Here is a 15,559-nt window from a genome sequence, read left to right as displayed (position 1 = left end):
TGTATATCTGGATGTATAATGAAAAAAATAAGTAAAATAATCATTGCGTTACCTATCATGTTTTCTAGTTTTGCGCATGCTGAGCAGAATTACTTTAATAGTTTCAGTTTTGGCCTTCAAGGTGGGCAAAATGAAGGTTTGGACCAATATTTAGGATCCAAATTTTCAGAGAAAGAAGAGCAAGACCTTGTGGGCGCATATGCTTCACTATCTTTCTCATTGACTAACAATGTATTCGTGGAAACTGAATTCTCTGGGATGAGCACCGGAAAAACTCAGTTTAGAGATCATTATGCTGGATTAGGGTTTAACAGTAACTATGTCAATGGAGTCGTGCCTTTTTTATCTGTTGGCGTAAATCGTATCGATGCAGAGCGACGCGAACTTGAGTTTAGTGAATATGCTCCTTCTGCGCATGTTGGTTTCAAATATACTCCAATTAGCTTTCTGACTTTTACTCCTAGTTATCGTTACTCTTACGTTGATAAAAATACGATGAATAAATACTCGCTAATGGGCGAGATAAACTTTACTGATTTTTTTGCGATTGAGTTAGGTGCAAGCTATAAAACTTATAAAGAATCTGAACAATGGTCTGGGGTAACAGGTTTAAAGTTCTACTTTTGATTTAAAAGTAAACCTGATTCCTTCCAAGGTTGCTACTTTGTAAGTTTAGAAAACAGATCCTCATAGAATTGTTCTATGAGGATTTTTTCGTTTTTGTTGCTTATCTACAATACCCATTCGGTCTTCAGTCATTGTAGAGATATGAGGATGTATTATGTACACCGAATGAATACTACTCAATCACCTATTAAGGTCGATTTGGTGTAATTCATAATTCATATCTTTTCGACATTTAAAGCCTCCTCGTTTACCGCCACAGTCTAATTTTACTATCAAAGGCTTCGTTGCTCACCTTGTAAATGCCGAGTTAATCATTTGTTGATTCTAATGAAACGAGAGTATGATGTTGGATTAATGATAAGGAAATTCTACTCATGAGTGAACCTGTTACGAATTGGAAAACGCCACAAAACTTCTTATTACTGATTTCGATTGTTGTCCCTATTGCGTTTTCGAGCTGGATGGCTTTGCTGAATAACTTCGTGATTGAGAAAGCGAACTTTGATGGTGCCGATATTGGCTTGTTGCAAAGTGTTCGTGAGATCCCTGGCTTCTTAGCGTTTACTGTGGTGTTTGTGTTGGCATTCATTCGTGAGCAACGCTTTATGTTGATATCGCTGGCGATGTTAACTGTAGGCACGGCGATTACCGGTTTATTCCCTTCACTTACAGGTTTGTTGCTGACGACGATTTTGATGTCGACGGGCTTTCACTATTTTGAAACGCTGAAGCAGTCTTTGTCACTGCAATGGCTGAGTAAAGAAGAAGCGCCAGAGATGCTGGGTAAAATGATCTCTGTTGGTGCGTTAGCCTCGTTAATCACTTACGGATCTATCTGGGTGATGTTAGAACAGCTCAAACTCGATTTTGCTTGGGTGTATGGCATCACTGGCGGTATTGGCTTTATTTTGGTTTTGGTGATGACCTTTGGTTTCCCTGAATTTCAAACCAAGACTCAACAGAATAAGAAGTTGGTGCTGAGAAAGCGTTACTGGCTCTACTACGCTCTCACCTTTATGAGTGGTGCAAGAAGACAGATCTTCACGGTGTTCGCAGGCTTTTTGATGGTAGAGAAGTTCGGTTACTCGGCTGCTGACATCACGCTACTGTTCTTAATCAACTATCTGTTTAATTTCTTGTTCGCAAAACGCATTGGTAAATTTATTGGTGTAGTGGGTGAGCGTAAGGCGCTGATCTTTGAGTATGTGGGTTTGATTGGTGTGTTTGTTGGTTATGGCTTGGTGCAAAGCGCTGAGTGGGCGGCAGCACTTTACGTGGTCGATCATCTGTTCTTTGCGTTGGCATTGGCGATCAAAACCTACTTCCAGAAAATTGCGGATCCTGCTGACATGGCATCAACCGCGGGTGTCTCTTTCACCATCAACCATATTGCAGCGGTTGTTATTCCAGTTGCGTTTGGTGTGATTTGGCTGTCTTCTCCTGCAACGGTTTTCTACATTGGTGCAGCAATGGCAGTGGTTTCTTTGGCGCTGTCTTTAAACATTCCTAAGAAGCCTGAAGAGGGTAACGAAGTCCGGATATTTAGCTGGCGCTAAGTTGGTTTCAATCTGATGAGATAGACAAATAGCTCCAATAGCGATATTGGAGCTTTTTTGTATGTGCTATTTGGTAGTCAAAGGCGTGATGTACTAAACGGATTACTTCTTATGCCACCTGTTTTTCTAATGAGCCTGAAAAGCGCTTCTTGTAGCTGCGTAACATGCTCAGGCTGAATATAGCTGTTACGGTTTCCGCGAACAGGATACTTGCCCAAATTCCTTGTTCTGGGAATAGCTTTGGCAAAATTATGATGCCCAAGGCGACGAACACAAAGCCGCGGCCAAGAGATATCAGTGTCGCTTGTTTTGGTTTAGCTGTTGCCTGAAACAGGTTGGCGATCACTAAGTTGATGCCCATCAGTGGTACAGCAAAGAAGAAGAACGTTAATGCAGTGGCTGACAGTGCAATCAAATCACTTGAATCACCCAAATAGAGGGCTGCGATTTGAGGCGCAAGCAGGTACACAATAACCATAAACACCAAGCCGCTACCAATGGCACTTTTTAAACCTAAGCGAAAAATCGCTTCGATTCGGTTTGGCTGGTTGGCACCATGATTAAAGCTGATGATTGGCTGGCAGGCTTGAGCGATTCCGACCATCACAAACAAAGCGAATACCCCGATATTTGCCGTTAAGCCATAGGCGATAATATGATTCTCACCAAACTGATGCAGCAACACGTAGTTGAACAGCAAGATTGTCATCGCGGCGGTTACCTCAATAAAGAAGGTCGGTGTACCTATTTTTAGGATGCTTGGCAGTTTGTCCAAACCAATTCCTTTTAGGCTCAGTTCCAAGGTGCCTTGTTTACGTACAAAGTGGCTCAATAGAATACAAGCGATAACACCTTGCGCAATGGCTGTACCGTAGGCTGCCCCTTTCATACCCCAGCCCCACTTTAAGACGAAGAAGTAATCCAACACTAGATTGACCACAGCACCTATCGACATCGCGTAAGTCGCCAGTTTTGGGTTGGTGTCGTTACGAACAAAGCACGACATGACCCAAGCTAACGAGTACAACACAAAGAATGGCAGCATTACAGCCAGGTAATCGTGAGTCAGTTCAGCCATGTATCCAGAAGCGCCCATTAACGCAATCATGTCGTCTAGAAAATACAGAGCAATGCTGACTGAAATGGTGCTAAGCACGGCGGTACTGAGCATTGATTGACTAAAGAGGGTTTGACCCGACGCTGAATTGCCTTTACCAACTTCGATAGACATAAGCGCTGCGCCGCCAATGCCAACCATCATCGCGATAGCGGTAAATATCGAGAAAGCAGGGATGGTCAAAGCGATAGCACCAAGCCCATCAGGGCCAACACCACGTCCGACGAACCATGCGTCTCCCATGATGAAGAGAGACTTGATCACCATGCCAGTTAGCGCTGGCCAAAGGTACTGATAAAAAGATTTAGATATAGGATCGGTTTTAAGGTTGATGGCCATTCGAGAGTGCTCCCAACAAGTTGGATGTAACCAATGTGGATGAAATAAAGAGGGAGCATTATCCGAACTTAACTGGGCTCTAAAAAGGGATGATCTGCGTGTTATGTTGCACTATCTGCACATCGAGTTCGAAACTCTGCTGGCGACTCATTCATCTGGCCACGGTAAAAACGGCTGAAATAGGCGGGGTCTTCGAAGCCAAGTTCAAAGGCGATGGTTTTAATTGTCTTGGTCGAAAAAATCAATTCTCGGTTCGCTTCCAAGATGATTCGATCGTGGATCAATTGGGTGACCGTCTTACCTCGTTCAGCCTTCACGATCTCATTGATGCGCTTGTTAGTTATCGATAGCGCTTGCGCATAAAACTCACAATGTTTGTGGGTAGTGTAGTGTTGCTCAATCAAATCGACCACTTGGTTTACTCGGCTGTCGCGCACTTCGCCTTTCAATGATGATTGGCTGGCGAAACGTAATATGTAGCGCAAAAAGCTATTCATGAGGGACTCTACCAAATCCCAGTCGCTCTCTTCTCGTGCACACTCCTCTTTAATCATAGTGAAAATAGGCAGTAGGTAGCGGTTGCCTTCTTCACTGCAATCTAAGTAGGGAGGACGACTTTGATGCATGGCAAAAACGGTGTCGACCAGCTGTGTGTTGCGATGGTTGGTTTTGACAAAGCCCGGCGTAAACACCAGTAAACGAGCGCTTTCTCCCACTAGTTCAGATCGGTGAACCTGACCCGGAGCAATGGTAAAAATACGGCCGACCTTGTTGTCATAGTCTACAAAATCAATGCTCTGACTGCCTAAGCTATCTACGCACCACACCAACTCCCAGTATTCATGTCTGTGCGGTTCTAAGAATGCGTCGTCGCTGTTAGTCAGTTCCTCAACCCTACAAGGTTGACCTTTAATCAGACGCATGTGTTTGATGGGAGTTCTCATGACATTCCTTGGTTGAAGACAGATGGTGCAGTTAAGACTAGAGTCGGTTGTTCTCAGCGTTTCTAATGTAGTCGATTGCGACTTTTAAGTCATTCGCTTGCCATTATCAATGAGTGATGGGCAGTGAAAGAATGGACGCGGTGAAATAGATAGGAGTGTGAGAGGGGAGTGAGTTAAAACTTAGATTTGAGCCGCTAAATAGAACCCTAGAAGCGCATTGCGGGCTTCTAGGGTAAATTCATAGAACTTAGTTGCTACTTACTGTTTTCAAAGAAGAGCGCAGCTTGAAGATTCCCTTTGGTGCCTTGGTCAGCAAGATGCCACAAAGTAGAGGGAGCATCATAAGCAGAGACTGTTCAGATAGAACCTCACCATTGATGTAGCAAGAGATCAGTAGCGCAACCACTGGGAAAATCAGGAAGCAGATAGATGCTTGGAAAGGCGTCGAAACTTGTCCTAATTTAAAGTAAGCCACAATGCCACCAACACTCGCCAAAAAACCTAGGTACACGACTGCTGAGATTGAATCCCAAGTGAAGGACTCAACATTAACGCTTTCACCCATCGCTGAAACTGCGAACAAGAATAGAGAAGCAATTAAGCTCGGTACGGCGTTGTAGGTAAGTACTTCGATGCCTTTACAGTGCTTTTGAACTAAAACATACATCACTGCGTGAATGGCAACAGCAAGGCCTAAGCAAACCGTGCCAATAAGGTAGTCATCACCACCCATTTGCATTTCATTGCCAAGGATTAAACATAGGCTCACAACAGCTGTGACCAAACCAAAGATTTGATGTTTCGCCAATCGTAGACCTAAGAATAAACCCGACATCAGCATGACAGCGACTGGCATATTGGCGAAGATGATCGACGCTAGACCAGAAGAGATGTATTGCTCACCATAGATCATCAAAGTGAACGGAATAGCAAAATACATCAGTGCCACAATAAGCAGCCATTGACGTTTACCTTTAGGGAAAAGCAAAGGTTGGTTGAAGACTTTTGCTAATACCGCAAGCAGAGGTGCTGCAAGTAAAAAGCGTAACGCAGTGGCAAAAATAGGTGGGATAGAATGCAATGCCACTTCCATAGCGAACCAAGTGGTTCCCCAAATTAAGCAAACAGAGACAAAAAGCAAGATAGTTAGCGACTTCGAATTCATGGTGACTACTCATTAATAATTATTTTAAATCATAGGCTTGTGGTGCCTTAATGACGTGGCACAGTATAGAAAGGTAGTCGGAGAAAAGTTTTGCCTTTTTATCTCTAATTTGAGTTTATTGTGGAAATTAAATCTCTAATATAGTTATTTTGAAGAAAATTATTTTATTTTAGATAACTTAAACAAAGTCATTATTCTTTGTGAGGTTTAATGTTGGTCGATAAATCGTCAGTTTAGCGACGTATGGCAATTTGGTTGAAAGATATTAAGAATAAGATTCAGCGTGTTGTTTTAGGTGTTCAATAAAGGCGCGAATTCTGGCTGGCACCTGTAACCCATAATTATGGACGACATAGAAAGAGGCTTTAAGAACTTGATCTTTGGGCAAGATGTTTACCAATGTCCCTTTTTTCAGGTCTTCTTCAATTGCTTGTTTAGGTAAACAGGCAATCCCTAACCCATTTAAGGCCATCATGCGGATGGTCGGAACGCTATCTCCGATTCGACTTGCCCTGAATTGATACGTGCTTACTTTGCCCTTATTAATTTCAAAGCTTCTTTGGCTGTTGATTCCTTCCCACTGATTGGCAATGTAGTCATATTGGGAGAGGTCACTTGGCGTGATTGGCTGCGGTATTTGCGCCTTAGTAAGATAATCTGGGTGACAACACAGTACCTGATGAAGCTCTCCGAGCTTAATTGCACGAGACGTTGAATCAGGAAGAGCCCCAACAGTGACCGACAGGTCTATGTATTTCTCGATAAGATCTACGCGCATATCGTTGGCCAATAGTTGAGGCTCGATACGAGGGTGGCTTTTCATAAACTCACACATTGCAGGTCCAATAAGATGTGTCATCAATGTGTGTGGGGATGTGATGGTGATAGTGCCTGCAAAATCAGAACAGGACTCGCGTACTTCTTCTTCCGCAAGCGACATTAATTTTCGCATTTCTAAGCATCGTTGATAAAAACGTTGTCCAGCGTCGGTTAAGGATTGGCGACGTGTTGTTCGAGTGAGTAATTTCACACCAAGGTGTTGCTCAAGCCCTTGTAAGTGATGGCTAACGACAGATTTTGAGAGATCTAGCTTATCAGCCGCTTTCGTTATGGAGCCCGATTCTACAATTTGGGCGAACACTTGCATGCGATGTAATTCGTTTTTCATGGTGGTTTATTGTCTTATTAAATCGAACTATGTTTCAAATATTATTGTATTTATCTATTTTAACAAACAAGTAAGATTCTCCTCGTACCTTAACAAAATAAGAAAACGGAGAAAATGATGACTATTTTAGTGCAATTTACCTTGAGCCATACTGAAGATAAAACGGCAGAGATCGTTGAGTTTTTTAACGAAATATTGCCAGATACTCGTACTTTTAACGGCAACCTTTCTGCGGAGCTTTATCAAAAAGATTTGGCAGAAAATTCCTTGGTTTTATGTGAAGAATGGGAAAGTACCGCTCACTTTAATGAATACATTGCTTGGCGCAAGGATATTGGTGATTTTGACCGTTTAGGCGCGATGCTTACGGATATGCCAATTATCACCGTCATGTCAAAAATCGTCACAGCCTCTGAGGGGTAATGATGAATAAGATATGGAGCCCTTCTTCAGTACCCGCTCCGGCCGCTAATTATCATCAATGTGCGTTGATCCCCGCAGGTTCAACGCGGTTGCACATCGCTGGGCAACTAGGGATTGATCGCGAAGGGATGGTGGCTGAAAGTGCGGAACAACAGATTGTACTGGCTTGGGAAAATCTGAGAGGTGTGCTTCAGGCAAACCAAATGGATATCGAAGATTTAATCAGTGTAAGGCTGTACTTAGTTGACCGGAATGATATGTCTGACTATCAAGCCGCAAAGCAGCGATTGCCCTTTGATGTTGGTGGTCGGTCTCCCAACGACATTACTGTTTGTACAAGGGCTCTTTGACGAGCGATGGAAAGTTGAAATTGAGGCCGAAGCGGCGAAACTGATTTAAGTCGATCGCTGTATGCTCAATTGATACGAAAGACATGATATGAAGCAAAAAGCCCCTTTATTTAATCAGACTATAAAGGGGTGAGAGCTACCACACGAAACGGTAAACTAAAAACGAAGGTTGAAGCCTAGCTCAACGCTACCATCAGAACGAAATACGTCTCCCGGACTAACGCGCTTTTGACCGAATGTATATTTCACATACGGTTCCACCCATTTGGGTTTCAGCGTAAAAGTAACGTCTTGGCTGTTGTAATAGCCTTTTGAACCCGTTAATTGGCGGTCATGACTGAATGAATAAGAAAAGTTCATAAACTGTGTGGGAGAGTAACTGGTACCAACCGTGTTCTTCCATTCCCTATCTGTCATATCTATGAGGGATAAAGAAACATCGCGCCATTCATGCGATGTGTTCGCAAAAACCATAATATTGTTTGTGATAGCTGTGCCACCAAACAAGCCTATGTCGTAAATATCGATAAGATCTGCTCGGCCATAACTCACGAACGCTTCAGTATAAAAGTTACCCAACATCAAGCCGTAGCCAGTCCCAATTTCCAAATAACCTTCAGAATCTATTTCTGCACTAATATTGATTTCTTCAGTCGCTTGAATTACGCCGGATACTGTACCTATCCAGCTGTCTCCGGCTTTGGCTGTTTGAAAACTTAAACTCGGCTCGTGGTAGCTTAATGTTTGTAATTGATGGTCGTTTGCATATATGGCGAAGGGCATCAATAAAGTGATCAATAGTCGTTTCATCGTGTTCTCAACTCTCAAATAAAAAGGAGCCGCTAATAAGCGGCTCCTTTGCTTTTATCTTTATTATTTTTTATTAGCTGCGGCTAGCGCGGTCTTTTACTGCTTGTTTAATTTGCTGACGTTGTTCTTGAGAAAGAGATTGAATTTTTTGTTTCAGCTCTGCTTTTGTAACATTTTGGTTGTCACGGTCTATGTTGGAGCCATCAAATTTATTATTGATAACTGAACCGCCAACTTCAATGTACCGGATAGAATCGTCTTGGTTACGAACGATTGCTACTTGGTGCCAGTTATTATTATTGTTGTTAGTAATATTTAAAACAGTCAGATACTTACTATCGGTTTCGACTCGGATTTCGTAGGTATCTTTTAGTTTATCTTGGATCTTGTTTACGATACCTTCAATGTTACTACCGTCGAACTTGTGATTGAATATTGTCCCACCAATTTCAACATAAAGCAGATTACCGTCTACATCGCGACGCACAACAACTTGATGCCAGTTCCCATTTTCGTCATTCTTAATGTCGTAAGCAGTTAGGATCTTTGTATCGATAATTACTTCTGTGGTGAAGATGTCACCTAATTTATCTTTAAAGCCTGGTAGCTCGTTATCGGGGATTCCTTCGATAGGGTTTGATGGTGTAGCGTCTTCTATAGGATTAGATGGCTCTACATAAATCGGGTTTGAAGGTGTAACAGGAAGTCCATAGTCAGGATCGATAGGACCATGTACATCAGAAGCTATTAAGCGCCCGTCTTCTACACTGATTACAAACGTACCACCGTGTGTGCCTACAAAGATTAGCTCACCATTTTTACTTTGAACATCACCAACTTTTTGTCCTTCTGCATCACTTACAATGTTATTTTCTACTGTGTACGCTTGTCCGTTAATTAGAACATAACTTTTTCCGTCAGCGCCACGTACAATTAACGAATTATGTTCACCTTCATCGCCATTGATACGAGCAACTTCTACGTTTTCGCCTTGGAAATATGTAACATCAGCAATGCCATCTTGTGGATCAATACCGCCGCCGTTATCACTTGAACCAGAAGAAGAACAACCCGCTAGGAAAGAGGCTGCGATAAGTGTGCTTAATAGTTTTAGTTTCATTGTTTACTCTCAAATATTGTATAGGAACAAAGGTTGCTTCTTGCAGTGTTATGTGGCGTTCCTAGCCGATGAGAGAAGTATAGGGATGGAACAAAAAAGCCTCTAATCCCTTAAAAGAATAGAGGCCTTAACGATCAGTTATTAATGAAACAGAGTAAAGAGGGTGATAACTACTGGTTATTATTGAGTTGGAGAACCAGTATTTTCTTAAGCCATAGTGTCATTGGACTATTTCTATTTTTATGGTGGTAATAAGCACAAACGGTTGGTTGATAATAATTACTATCAAACAATAACTTGATAGTTCTTAATGACGTCTCTTGCTCAACTTCTAAGAATTTAGATGCTGGGAATAACATGTCTGAATTTTTGACGACATCAATAACTGCAGACGGCAATTCTGAACGGAAACCAATGTTTGCTTTCAATCCTTTTACTTTTAGTATTTTCTCCGCTTGTGATTGGTGTGAATTCCAATCAACCGCAATGACTGAAGCTAATTCAAAGTTAACTCCGTCTTTAACTTCCAAAGACTCTTTTTCGTATGGGTGATCTTTCCTGACATACCCTTTGAAAGTATCTTGTGCAATGGGCTTTTGCAGTAGCTCTTTAGGTGCGTGGTTGATCTCGTAGTTCAACCCGATGTGGACTTCATCATTAATAATGTCAGTCATGGTGGTACCAGACCAATTCAATAGCTGAATTTGCACTAATGGCGCTTCAGAACGAATGGCATTAAAGAGCTTGCTTGAAAGGGACGACAGCAAATATGGGGATAGTGCGACTTTTACCACTCCTTGTAGTTCGGCGGGGTTAAAATCATTGCTGTTATTAATGGCAAAAGAAAGTTCATCAAGTATTGGTGAAATGCTTTCCGCTAACATTGTCGCGTGATCAGTCGCGCGCAAGCCATGGTGTGTTTTTACAAACAGTTCATCGTCAAAATGGTCACGCAGCCTTTGTAGGGCTTTACTGACCGCTGGTTGAGATACAAAGAGACGTTCAGCTGCTTTTCGCATGTTTCGTTCTTGATGCAAGATGATAAAAGTGCGAAGAAGATTTAAGTCTAAGTTGGAGAAGAGATCTTTTGCCATATCGAACGCCTGAATTGATGATTGAATTCATAATAAGGTGTGCGTCGTTAGAGAACAAATAGATATCTTATATAGATGTGAAGTCGGTAAAATAAAACCCGCACTTGGCGGGTTTTTGTGTAGGTCGTTACTATATGTAGATTCTACTGCGTAACAGGCTTAACTTGTTTGGTTTGTCTTACCGCAAGGATAAGCTGCGGTAGTAGTGACATCACGATCATGCCAGTCATTAGTGAATATTGGACTGGAGTAAACGATTCACCCATCAACACCATACCGGTCACGATGCCCGCAACTGGGTTTGCAATACCACCGAAGGTGAAATCAACCACTGACATACGTTGTAGCAGCCACACATACATGCCATAACCCAGAGCTGTGTTTAGTCCAATCACCCACAATAGCCCCATAGCATTACGAGAATCGAAATGAGTGACAGCGTTAACATAAGGCTGCGGGTCGATGAACGCATGAACGCCAGATGCGACAGATAAAATCGTACCGCCTAGAATCAGCTGCCACGTTAATACTTTCCACCAGTGCATGCGATTACCCAGTGATTTGGTAATGCTGCTGCCGATAACGATACACATGATTGCCGCGAACATGGCACCTAAACCGATCGGGTTTAATGCGATCTGACTTGGATTAAACAATATCCACGCTAAGGTGATCAAGCCAATACCAGACAGGGCTTGAATCAGATGTGGGCGTTGCTTTTTCACTACCCAGTGGAAGATCATCGCGAACACCGGCACAGAGATCATACCCACGCCAGAGATCGCCGAAGGTAGCGTTAGCGCCATTACGAAGATCAAGCCAAAGAAGGTCGCAATATTGATAAGGCCCAATGTGAAAATGATCTGCCACTCGCCTTTTTTAGGCAGCGTTGGTTTTACCGCTAGCAATAACAAACCAGCAGGTAATGCACGCAAAGCACCCAATAATAATGGTGGCCACCCCTGTAGCGTAAATTGCGTCACTGCATAGGTTGTTCCCCAAAAGAATGCGGGGATCATTGCTAATAATATGTTCATCTGAAATATCTTTACGTTAAGATAACTATTGTGTGAACTGTATACTGAGAACTAGTGGTTGTAAAGTATCTTTATGTTAAACTAGTTTGAAGTAATCAGACTAATAACGGAGCGAGATCGCAAATGGATGCTATCGACCGCGTAGTAGAGCAATGGGCAAAGGAAAAGCCTGAGCTAGAAACTGAGCCTATGGCAATGATGGGCCGGATTATGCGTATTGCCAAGTATATGGAGACGCAAGTTGCCGAGCTTCATAAAAAATACGACATGAAGCTGGGTGAGTTTGATGTGCTGGCGACGTTGCGACGTTCTGGAAAGCCTTACCGACTGACTCCGTCAGAACTGATCGGGTCGATGATGCTGACATCAGGCGCGATGACCAATCGCCTTGATAAGCTAGAAGCCAAAGGGCTGATCAGTCGTGAGCACAGCAAAGAAGACAGACGCAGCGTGAGTGTTCAGTTAACAAAAGATGGTCTTGTTCTGATTGATCAAATGATGACAGAGCATGTCGAAACGCAGAAAAAGCTCGTTAAATCACTGTCTACTAGTCAAAAGAAGAATACTAACCAGTTGCTTAAAACATGGCTGAGTGCTTACGAGTAATTGACTGGCTGGATCGGCTTGCTGAATTTATTGAACTGAGTTAACTCAAACTGATTTGAAAACCGAAGTGATGAGCTTCGGTTTTTTTGTGTTTGTTAAACGGGGTTATTTCTCTGACTCATTTAGATGGCTTAGGCTGAGCCGAGGTTCTCCAGCACTTCTCTAGCTTTTTCAAAGCGAGTGTTTCAATGAATTTAAGGCAATGGTAACAGCATTGAGGTTGTTCAATCTTCGGATTTAGTCAGTAATTTGTATGCGAGTATATCTACTAAAATTTCAAACAAGTTGTTCTATTTTTCTCGTTATCATCTTAATGCTCAGTCGAATAACCTATCGGCAATGAAACTTATCAAGGCTTAGAACTATGAACACTAGATTGAACGACACACTGACTTTTTTCACTCGTATTTTATTGGCTTACTTGTTTATTCAAGCGGGTTGGGGAAAGCTATTTAGCTATGAAGGAACGGCGGGATACATGGCATCTCAAGGCGTCAGCGCTCACTTGTTGCCTTTGGTTATTTTGCTTGAACTCGGTGGTGGGCTTGCGATTCTAGCTGGGTTTATGACTCGCTTTACAGCGTTCTCGATTGCACTTTTCTCTTTGATTTCTGGTGTTATGTTTCACTTCGACCCAAGTTCATCGGGGCAAATGATTCACTTCTACAAAAACGTCTCTGTTGCTGGTGGGTATCTAGCGTTAGCGGTACTTGGCGCGGGATCGTTTAGTGTTGATTACTGGCTGTCTAACAAGTTGAAGGAAGACGCTAAATGGACGCGCTTAATGGTTCTTGTTCGTTAGTGCTCTTTGTCTAATCACACGTTATTCGTTAGTGTTGTTGGCGCAACTTATGAATAAAAAAACCGAAGCCTAATCGCTTCGGTTTTTTGTTCCTGTCTAAGAACTTCAAGTATAGCGAATTGGCGAGTTAAGCTTGGATCATCTCGTCACTGAATAGCTCAGCACAACCAATACCATTAATGGCGCAGCTTTCATCAATGTCTGAAATGTCACCGCTGACGCCGATAGCACCCAGTACCGTTTTATCCTTGTCTCGAATCAGTAGCCCCCCTGGAACTGGCACCATGTTTCCGTGTGCGAGCACGTTTACGGCGGAGATGAATGCTGGTCGGTTGTCAGCATCTTGGGCGAGTTTTCTAGAGGAACAACCCAGTGCGAGTGCCCCCCACGCTTTAGCAATCGCGATGTCTGGTCGCATCATGCTAGAGCCGTCTTGACGTTGCAGAGAAATCAGTTTGCCACCGCTGTCTAAGACGGCGACCGTCAAAGGCTCAGTGTGGATCTTGTTTCCCGCTTGTAAGGTGCCATCGATGATGGTTAACGCTTGTTGTAGAGTCAAACTTCCCATGTTATCTCCTAGTTTTTCAAGGGGCCGTGTACCAAGCTAAGTCAGCCAATCATTACTCTAGTTGTGAATATCATCGACTGATTCAGCTCGGTACAAGAGTCCTAACTGGACTCTTGTAATAGCCCATAGCTGGGTAAAGTTAGGAAGGCAGCGAACTCTTCGGCTGTAGAAAGTTGATAGAAAAGATCGGCTGTCTCTTCAAATCGACCTGCTGCATAGCGCGAGTCTCCGACTTCATGTTTTATGGTGTCTAGCTCTTGGTAAAGCCAAGAGTGGAATAGTGATTTGGTAAAGGTTTGGCCATCATCGAGTGTTACCCCGTGGTGGATCCATTGCCAAATATTGGCTCTCGAGATCTCAGCGGTCGCCGCATCTTCCATAAGGCCGTAGATCGGTACACAGCCGTAGCCTTGAATCCAAGCTTCGATGTAATAAAGCGCGATGCGTATATTCTTACGAACGCCCGCTTCGTCGCGACTGCCTTCACAAGGCTTTAGCAACGAGTCTGCATTGATCACGTGCTCTGGGCTTTGGAAATCCATTTGGTTTACTTTGCCATCAAGGTGCTTATCAAAGATCGACATTGCCAAATCAACCAGTGCAGGGTGCGCGACCCATGTGCCATCGTGACCGTTTTGAGATTCTCTCTGTTTGTCTTCAATTACTTTGGCAGTCACACGCGCCATCTCTTGTGGGTCTTTCGCTGGAATAAAGGCAGACATACCACCCATTGCCAATGCACCACGAGCATGACAAGTGCGCACCAACAGTTGGCTATAGGCGTTGAGGAATTCTTGATCCATGCCGATGCCGTGACGATCTGGCAGGATGCGGTCTTTATGGTTCTTCAGCGTTTTGATGTAGCTGAATATGTAATCCCAACGACCACAGTTCATCGCTACGATATGATCGCGCATTGCATACAAGATCTCTTCCATCTGGAACACGGCTGGTAGCGTTTCGATCAATACTGTCGCGCGAATAGTGCCTTTGGGTACTTGGAAGTAGTTTTCGGTGAAGCTGAAAATATCGTCCCACCACTGTGCTTCTTCCATGCTCTCAAGTTTGGGAATGTAGTAGTAAACCCCTAAACCTTGTTGTGCACGTGATTGATAGTTGTGGAAAAAGTACAAGGCGAAGTCCATCAAGCAACCGCCGATAGGCTGATTGTTGAATTGGATGGATTGCTCAGGAAGGTGGATCCCTCGTGGGCGTGCGATAAGCAGTGCAGGATCGTCGTTTAATTGGTAACGCTTCTGCTTCTTTTCATCGAAGTAACTAATGGTGCCAAGGTTGGCATCTCTTAGGTTGATTTGCCCTTCGACCATATTGGCCCAAGTAGGAGAAGACGCATCTTCAAAGCAGCACATGAAGACTTTCGCGCCTGAGTTTAGCGCGTTGATCACCATCTTTCTTTCGATAGGCCCGGTGATCTCTACTCGGCGATCGAGTAGCTCTGGTGGCGGTGTCGCCACTTTCCACTCTTTATTCTGGCGAATGGAAATGGTGTCTTTTCTGAAATTGGGTAACTCACCCTCGTCATATTGAGCTTGTTTTATGTCGCGGTCACTTAGCAGGGCATGACGGCGATCTCCAAACTTATTGACGAGAGCTTCTAAGAATTTTAATGCATCTTTAGACACGATCTCTTTGTACTCGGAGTTGTCCATCTTCCCAAGTACCTGCATACATTGTACTTCTTCTTTCTCTTTTACGTCATTCATCATTGTTGTCTCCTTTAAACAATACGATGTCACTTTGTATACAAAACGCTATTTTTAAGGATATTTATATTGCATAAATTGTAAACAAGCAAAGGGTATTTAACATTTA

15 protein-coding genes and 1 pseudogene are annotated in these 15,559 nt (G+C 43.1%); 6 read left to right on the top strand and 10 right to left on the bottom strand.

Going from position 1 to position 15,559, the window contains the following annotated elements; genetic code table 11:
- The first annotated feature begins 18 nt into the window (after positions 1-18).
- The gene (locus AACT19_RS16050) at positions 19-627 is read left to right on the top strand and encodes a hypothetical protein (RefSeq protein ID WP_065105153.1); all 609 of its coding nucleotides are present in this window, start codon (positions 19-21) and stop codon (positions 625-627) included.
- Between the two features lie 374 nt (positions 628-1,001).
- On the top strand, positions 1,002-2,183 hold the full coding sequence (locus AACT19_RS16045; RefSeq protein ID WP_076647328.1) for an MFS transporter: 1,182 nt from the start codon (positions 1,002-1,004) through the stop codon (positions 2,181-2,183).
- Between the two features lie 109 nt (positions 2,184-2,292).
- Here the strand turns inward: AACT19_RS16045 and AACT19_RS16040 are convergent, their stop codons facing one another.
- The 4 genes from AACT19_RS16040 to AACT19_RS16025 form a co-directional block, all read right to left on the bottom strand.
- On the bottom strand, positions 2,293-3,639 hold the full coding sequence (locus tag AACT19_RS16040) for an MATE family efflux transporter (protein WP_065681041.1): 1,347 nt from the start codon (positions 3,637-3,639) through the stop codon (positions 2,293-2,295).
- Positions 3,640-3,740: 101 nt separating this feature from the next.
- Positions 3,741-4,583, bottom strand: coding sequence for a helix-turn-helix domain-containing protein (locus AACT19_RS16035; RefSeq protein WP_017096162.1), 843 nt, complete (start codon positions 4,581-4,583; stop codon positions 3,741-3,743).
- 247 nt (positions 4,584-4,830) lie between these two features.
- Positions 4,831-5,748 carry a DMT family transporter gene (locus tag AACT19_RS16030; protein WP_076647325.1) on the bottom strand — a complete coding sequence of 306 codons (918 nt, stop codon included), beginning with the start codon at positions 5,746-5,748 and terminating at the stop codon, positions 4,831-4,833.
- Positions 5,749-6,013: 265 nt separating this feature from the next.
- Positions 6,014-6,916 carry a LysR family transcriptional regulator gene (locus AACT19_RS16025; protein WP_054546176.1) on the bottom strand — a complete coding sequence of 301 codons (903 nt, stop codon included), beginning with the start codon at positions 6,914-6,916 and terminating at the stop codon, positions 6,014-6,016.
- A 114-nt stretch (positions 6,917-7,030) separates the two neighbouring features.
- Here AACT19_RS16025 and AACT19_RS16020 point away from each other — a divergent pair, with 114 nt between their 5' ends.
- Together AACT19_RS16020 and AACT19_RS16015 are read left to right on the top strand one after the other, a co-directional pair.
- The gene (locus AACT19_RS16020) at positions 7,031-7,339 is read left to right on the top strand and encodes a putative quinol monooxygenase (protein WP_017083047.1); all 309 of its coding nucleotides are present in this window, start codon (positions 7,031-7,033) and stop codon (positions 7,337-7,339) included.
- A pseudogene (locus AACT19_RS16015) lies at positions 7,339-7,738 on the top strand (RidA family protein). Before AACT19_RS16020 ends, AACT19_RS16015 begins: the two are co-directional and overlap by 1 nt.
- 107 nt (positions 7,739-7,845) lie before the next feature.
- On the opposite strand, the gene AACT19_RS16010 reads toward AACT19_RS16015, so the two are convergent.
- The 4 genes from AACT19_RS16010 to AACT19_RS15995 all read right to left on the bottom strand — a co-directional run bounded on the left by AACT19_RS16010 (position 7,846) and on the right by AACT19_RS15995 (position 11,750).
- Entirely contained in the window at positions 7,846-8,499 is a 654-nt protein-coding gene (locus tag AACT19_RS16010) for a hypothetical protein (RefSeq protein WP_076647403.1), read from the bottom strand.
- 73 nt (positions 8,500-8,572) lie between these two features.
- Entirely contained in the window at positions 8,573-9,619 is a 1,047-nt protein-coding gene (locus AACT19_RS16005) for a hypothetical protein (RefSeq protein WP_076647322.1), read from the bottom strand.
- A 170-nt stretch (positions 9,620-9,789) separates the two neighbouring features.
- A complete protein-coding gene (locus AACT19_RS16000; RefSeq protein ID WP_076647319.1) occupies positions 9,790-10,713 on the bottom strand; it encodes a LysR family transcriptional regulator in 924 nt (307 codons plus the stop codon).
- 143 nt (positions 10,714-10,856) lie between these two features.
- Positions 10,857-11,750 (bottom strand): DMT family transporter, encoded by an 894-nt coding sequence (locus AACT19_RS15995; protein ID WP_076647316.1) that lies wholly within the window; start codon positions 11,748-11,750, stop codon positions 10,857-10,859.
- A gap of 123 nt (positions 11,751-11,873) precedes the next feature.
- Between AACT19_RS15995 and AACT19_RS15990 the strand changes: the two genes are divergently transcribed.
- The gene (locus AACT19_RS15990; protein ID WP_017095306.1) at positions 11,874-12,356 is read left to right on the top strand and encodes a MarR family winged helix-turn-helix transcriptional regulator; all 483 of its coding nucleotides are present in this window, start codon (positions 11,874-11,876) and stop codon (positions 12,354-12,356) included.
- 364 nt (positions 12,357-12,720) lie between these two features.
- The gene (locus tag AACT19_RS15985; protein ID WP_076647313.1) at positions 12,721-13,158 is read left to right on the top strand and encodes a DoxX family protein; all 438 of its coding nucleotides are present in this window, start codon (positions 12,721-12,723) and stop codon (positions 13,156-13,158) included.
- A 127-nt stretch (positions 13,159-13,285) separates the two neighbouring features.
- Here AACT19_RS15985 and AACT19_RS15980 read toward each other — a convergent pair whose 3' ends face one another.
- Both AACT19_RS15980 and aceB read right to left on the bottom strand, forming a co-directional pair.
- Entirely contained in the window at positions 13,286-13,726 is a 441-nt protein-coding gene (locus AACT19_RS15980; RefSeq protein ID WP_017088617.1) for a GlcG/HbpS family heme-binding protein, read from the bottom strand.
- A gap of 101 nt (positions 13,727-13,827) precedes the next feature.
- Positions 13,828-15,453: a malate synthase A gene (gene aceB, locus AACT19_RS15975; protein ID WP_076647310.1), complete on the bottom strand. Its 1,626-nt coding sequence runs from the start codon at positions 15,451-15,453 to the stop codon at positions 13,828-13,830.
- Positions 15,454-15,559 lie beyond the last annotated feature (106 nt).

Source organism: Vibrio sp. 10N.222.47.A9 (assembly GCF_963872585.1).
GTDB classification, from domain to species: domain Bacteria; phylum Pseudomonadota; class Gammaproteobacteria; order Enterobacterales; family Vibrionaceae; genus Vibrio; species Vibrio splendidus.
Note: the sequence above shows the minus strand (reverse complement) of the source record. Positions and strands in the feature narration are given on the sequence as shown.

Coding starts and splice junctions, on each gene's coding strand:
- AACT19_RS16005 (WP_076647322.1), bottom strand. CDS start 9,619: ATGAAACTAAAACTATTAAGCACACTTATCGCAGCCTCTTTCCTAGCG.
- AACT19_RS16035 (WP_017096162.1), bottom strand. CDS start 4,583: ATGAGAACTCCCATCAAACACATGCGTCTGATTAAAGGTCAACCTTGT.
- AACT19_RS15995 (WP_076647316.1), bottom strand. CDS start 11,750: ATGAACATATTATTAGCAATGATCCCCGCATTCTTTTGGGGAACAACC.
- aceB (WP_076647310.1), bottom strand. CDS start 15,453: ATGATGAATGACGTAAAAGAGAAAGAAGAAGTACAATGTATGCAGGTA.
- AACT19_RS15985 (WP_076647313.1), top strand. CDS start 12,721: ATGAACACTAGATTGAACGACACACTGACTTTTTTCACTCGTATTTTA.
- AACT19_RS16045 (WP_076647328.1), top strand. CDS start 1,002: ATGAGTGAACCTGTTACGAATTGGAAAACGCCACAAAACTTCTTATTA.
- AACT19_RS16010 (WP_076647403.1), bottom strand. CDS start 8,499: ATGAAACGACTATTGATCACTTTATTGATGCCCTTCGCCATATATGCA.
- AACT19_RS15980 (WP_017088617.1), bottom strand. CDS start 13,726: ATGGGAAGTTTGACTCTACAACAAGCGTTAACCATCATCGATGGCACC.
- AACT19_RS15990 (WP_017095306.1), top strand. CDS start 11,874: ATGGATGCTATCGACCGCGTAGTAGAGCAATGGGCAAAGGAAAAGCCT.
- AACT19_RS16000 (WP_076647319.1), bottom strand. CDS start 10,713: ATGGCAAAAGATCTCTTCTCCAACTTAGACTTAAATCTTCTTCGCACT.
- AACT19_RS16030 (WP_076647325.1), bottom strand. CDS start 5,748: ATGAATTCGAAGTCGCTAACTATCTTGCTTTTTGTCTCTGTTTGCTTA.
- AACT19_RS16025 (WP_054546176.1), bottom strand. CDS start 6,916: ATGAAAAACGAATTACATCGCATGCAAGTGTTCGCCCAAATTGTAGAA.
- AACT19_RS16050 (WP_065105153.1), top strand. CDS start 19: ATGAAAAAAATAAGTAAAATAATCATTGCGTTACCTATCATGTTTTCT.
- AACT19_RS16040 (WP_065681041.1), bottom strand. CDS start 3,639: ATGGCCATCAACCTTAAAACCGATCCTATATCTAAATCTTTTTATCAG.
- AACT19_RS16020 (WP_017083047.1), top strand. CDS start 7,031: ATGATGACTATTTTAGTGCAATTTACCTTGAGCCATACTGAAGATAAA.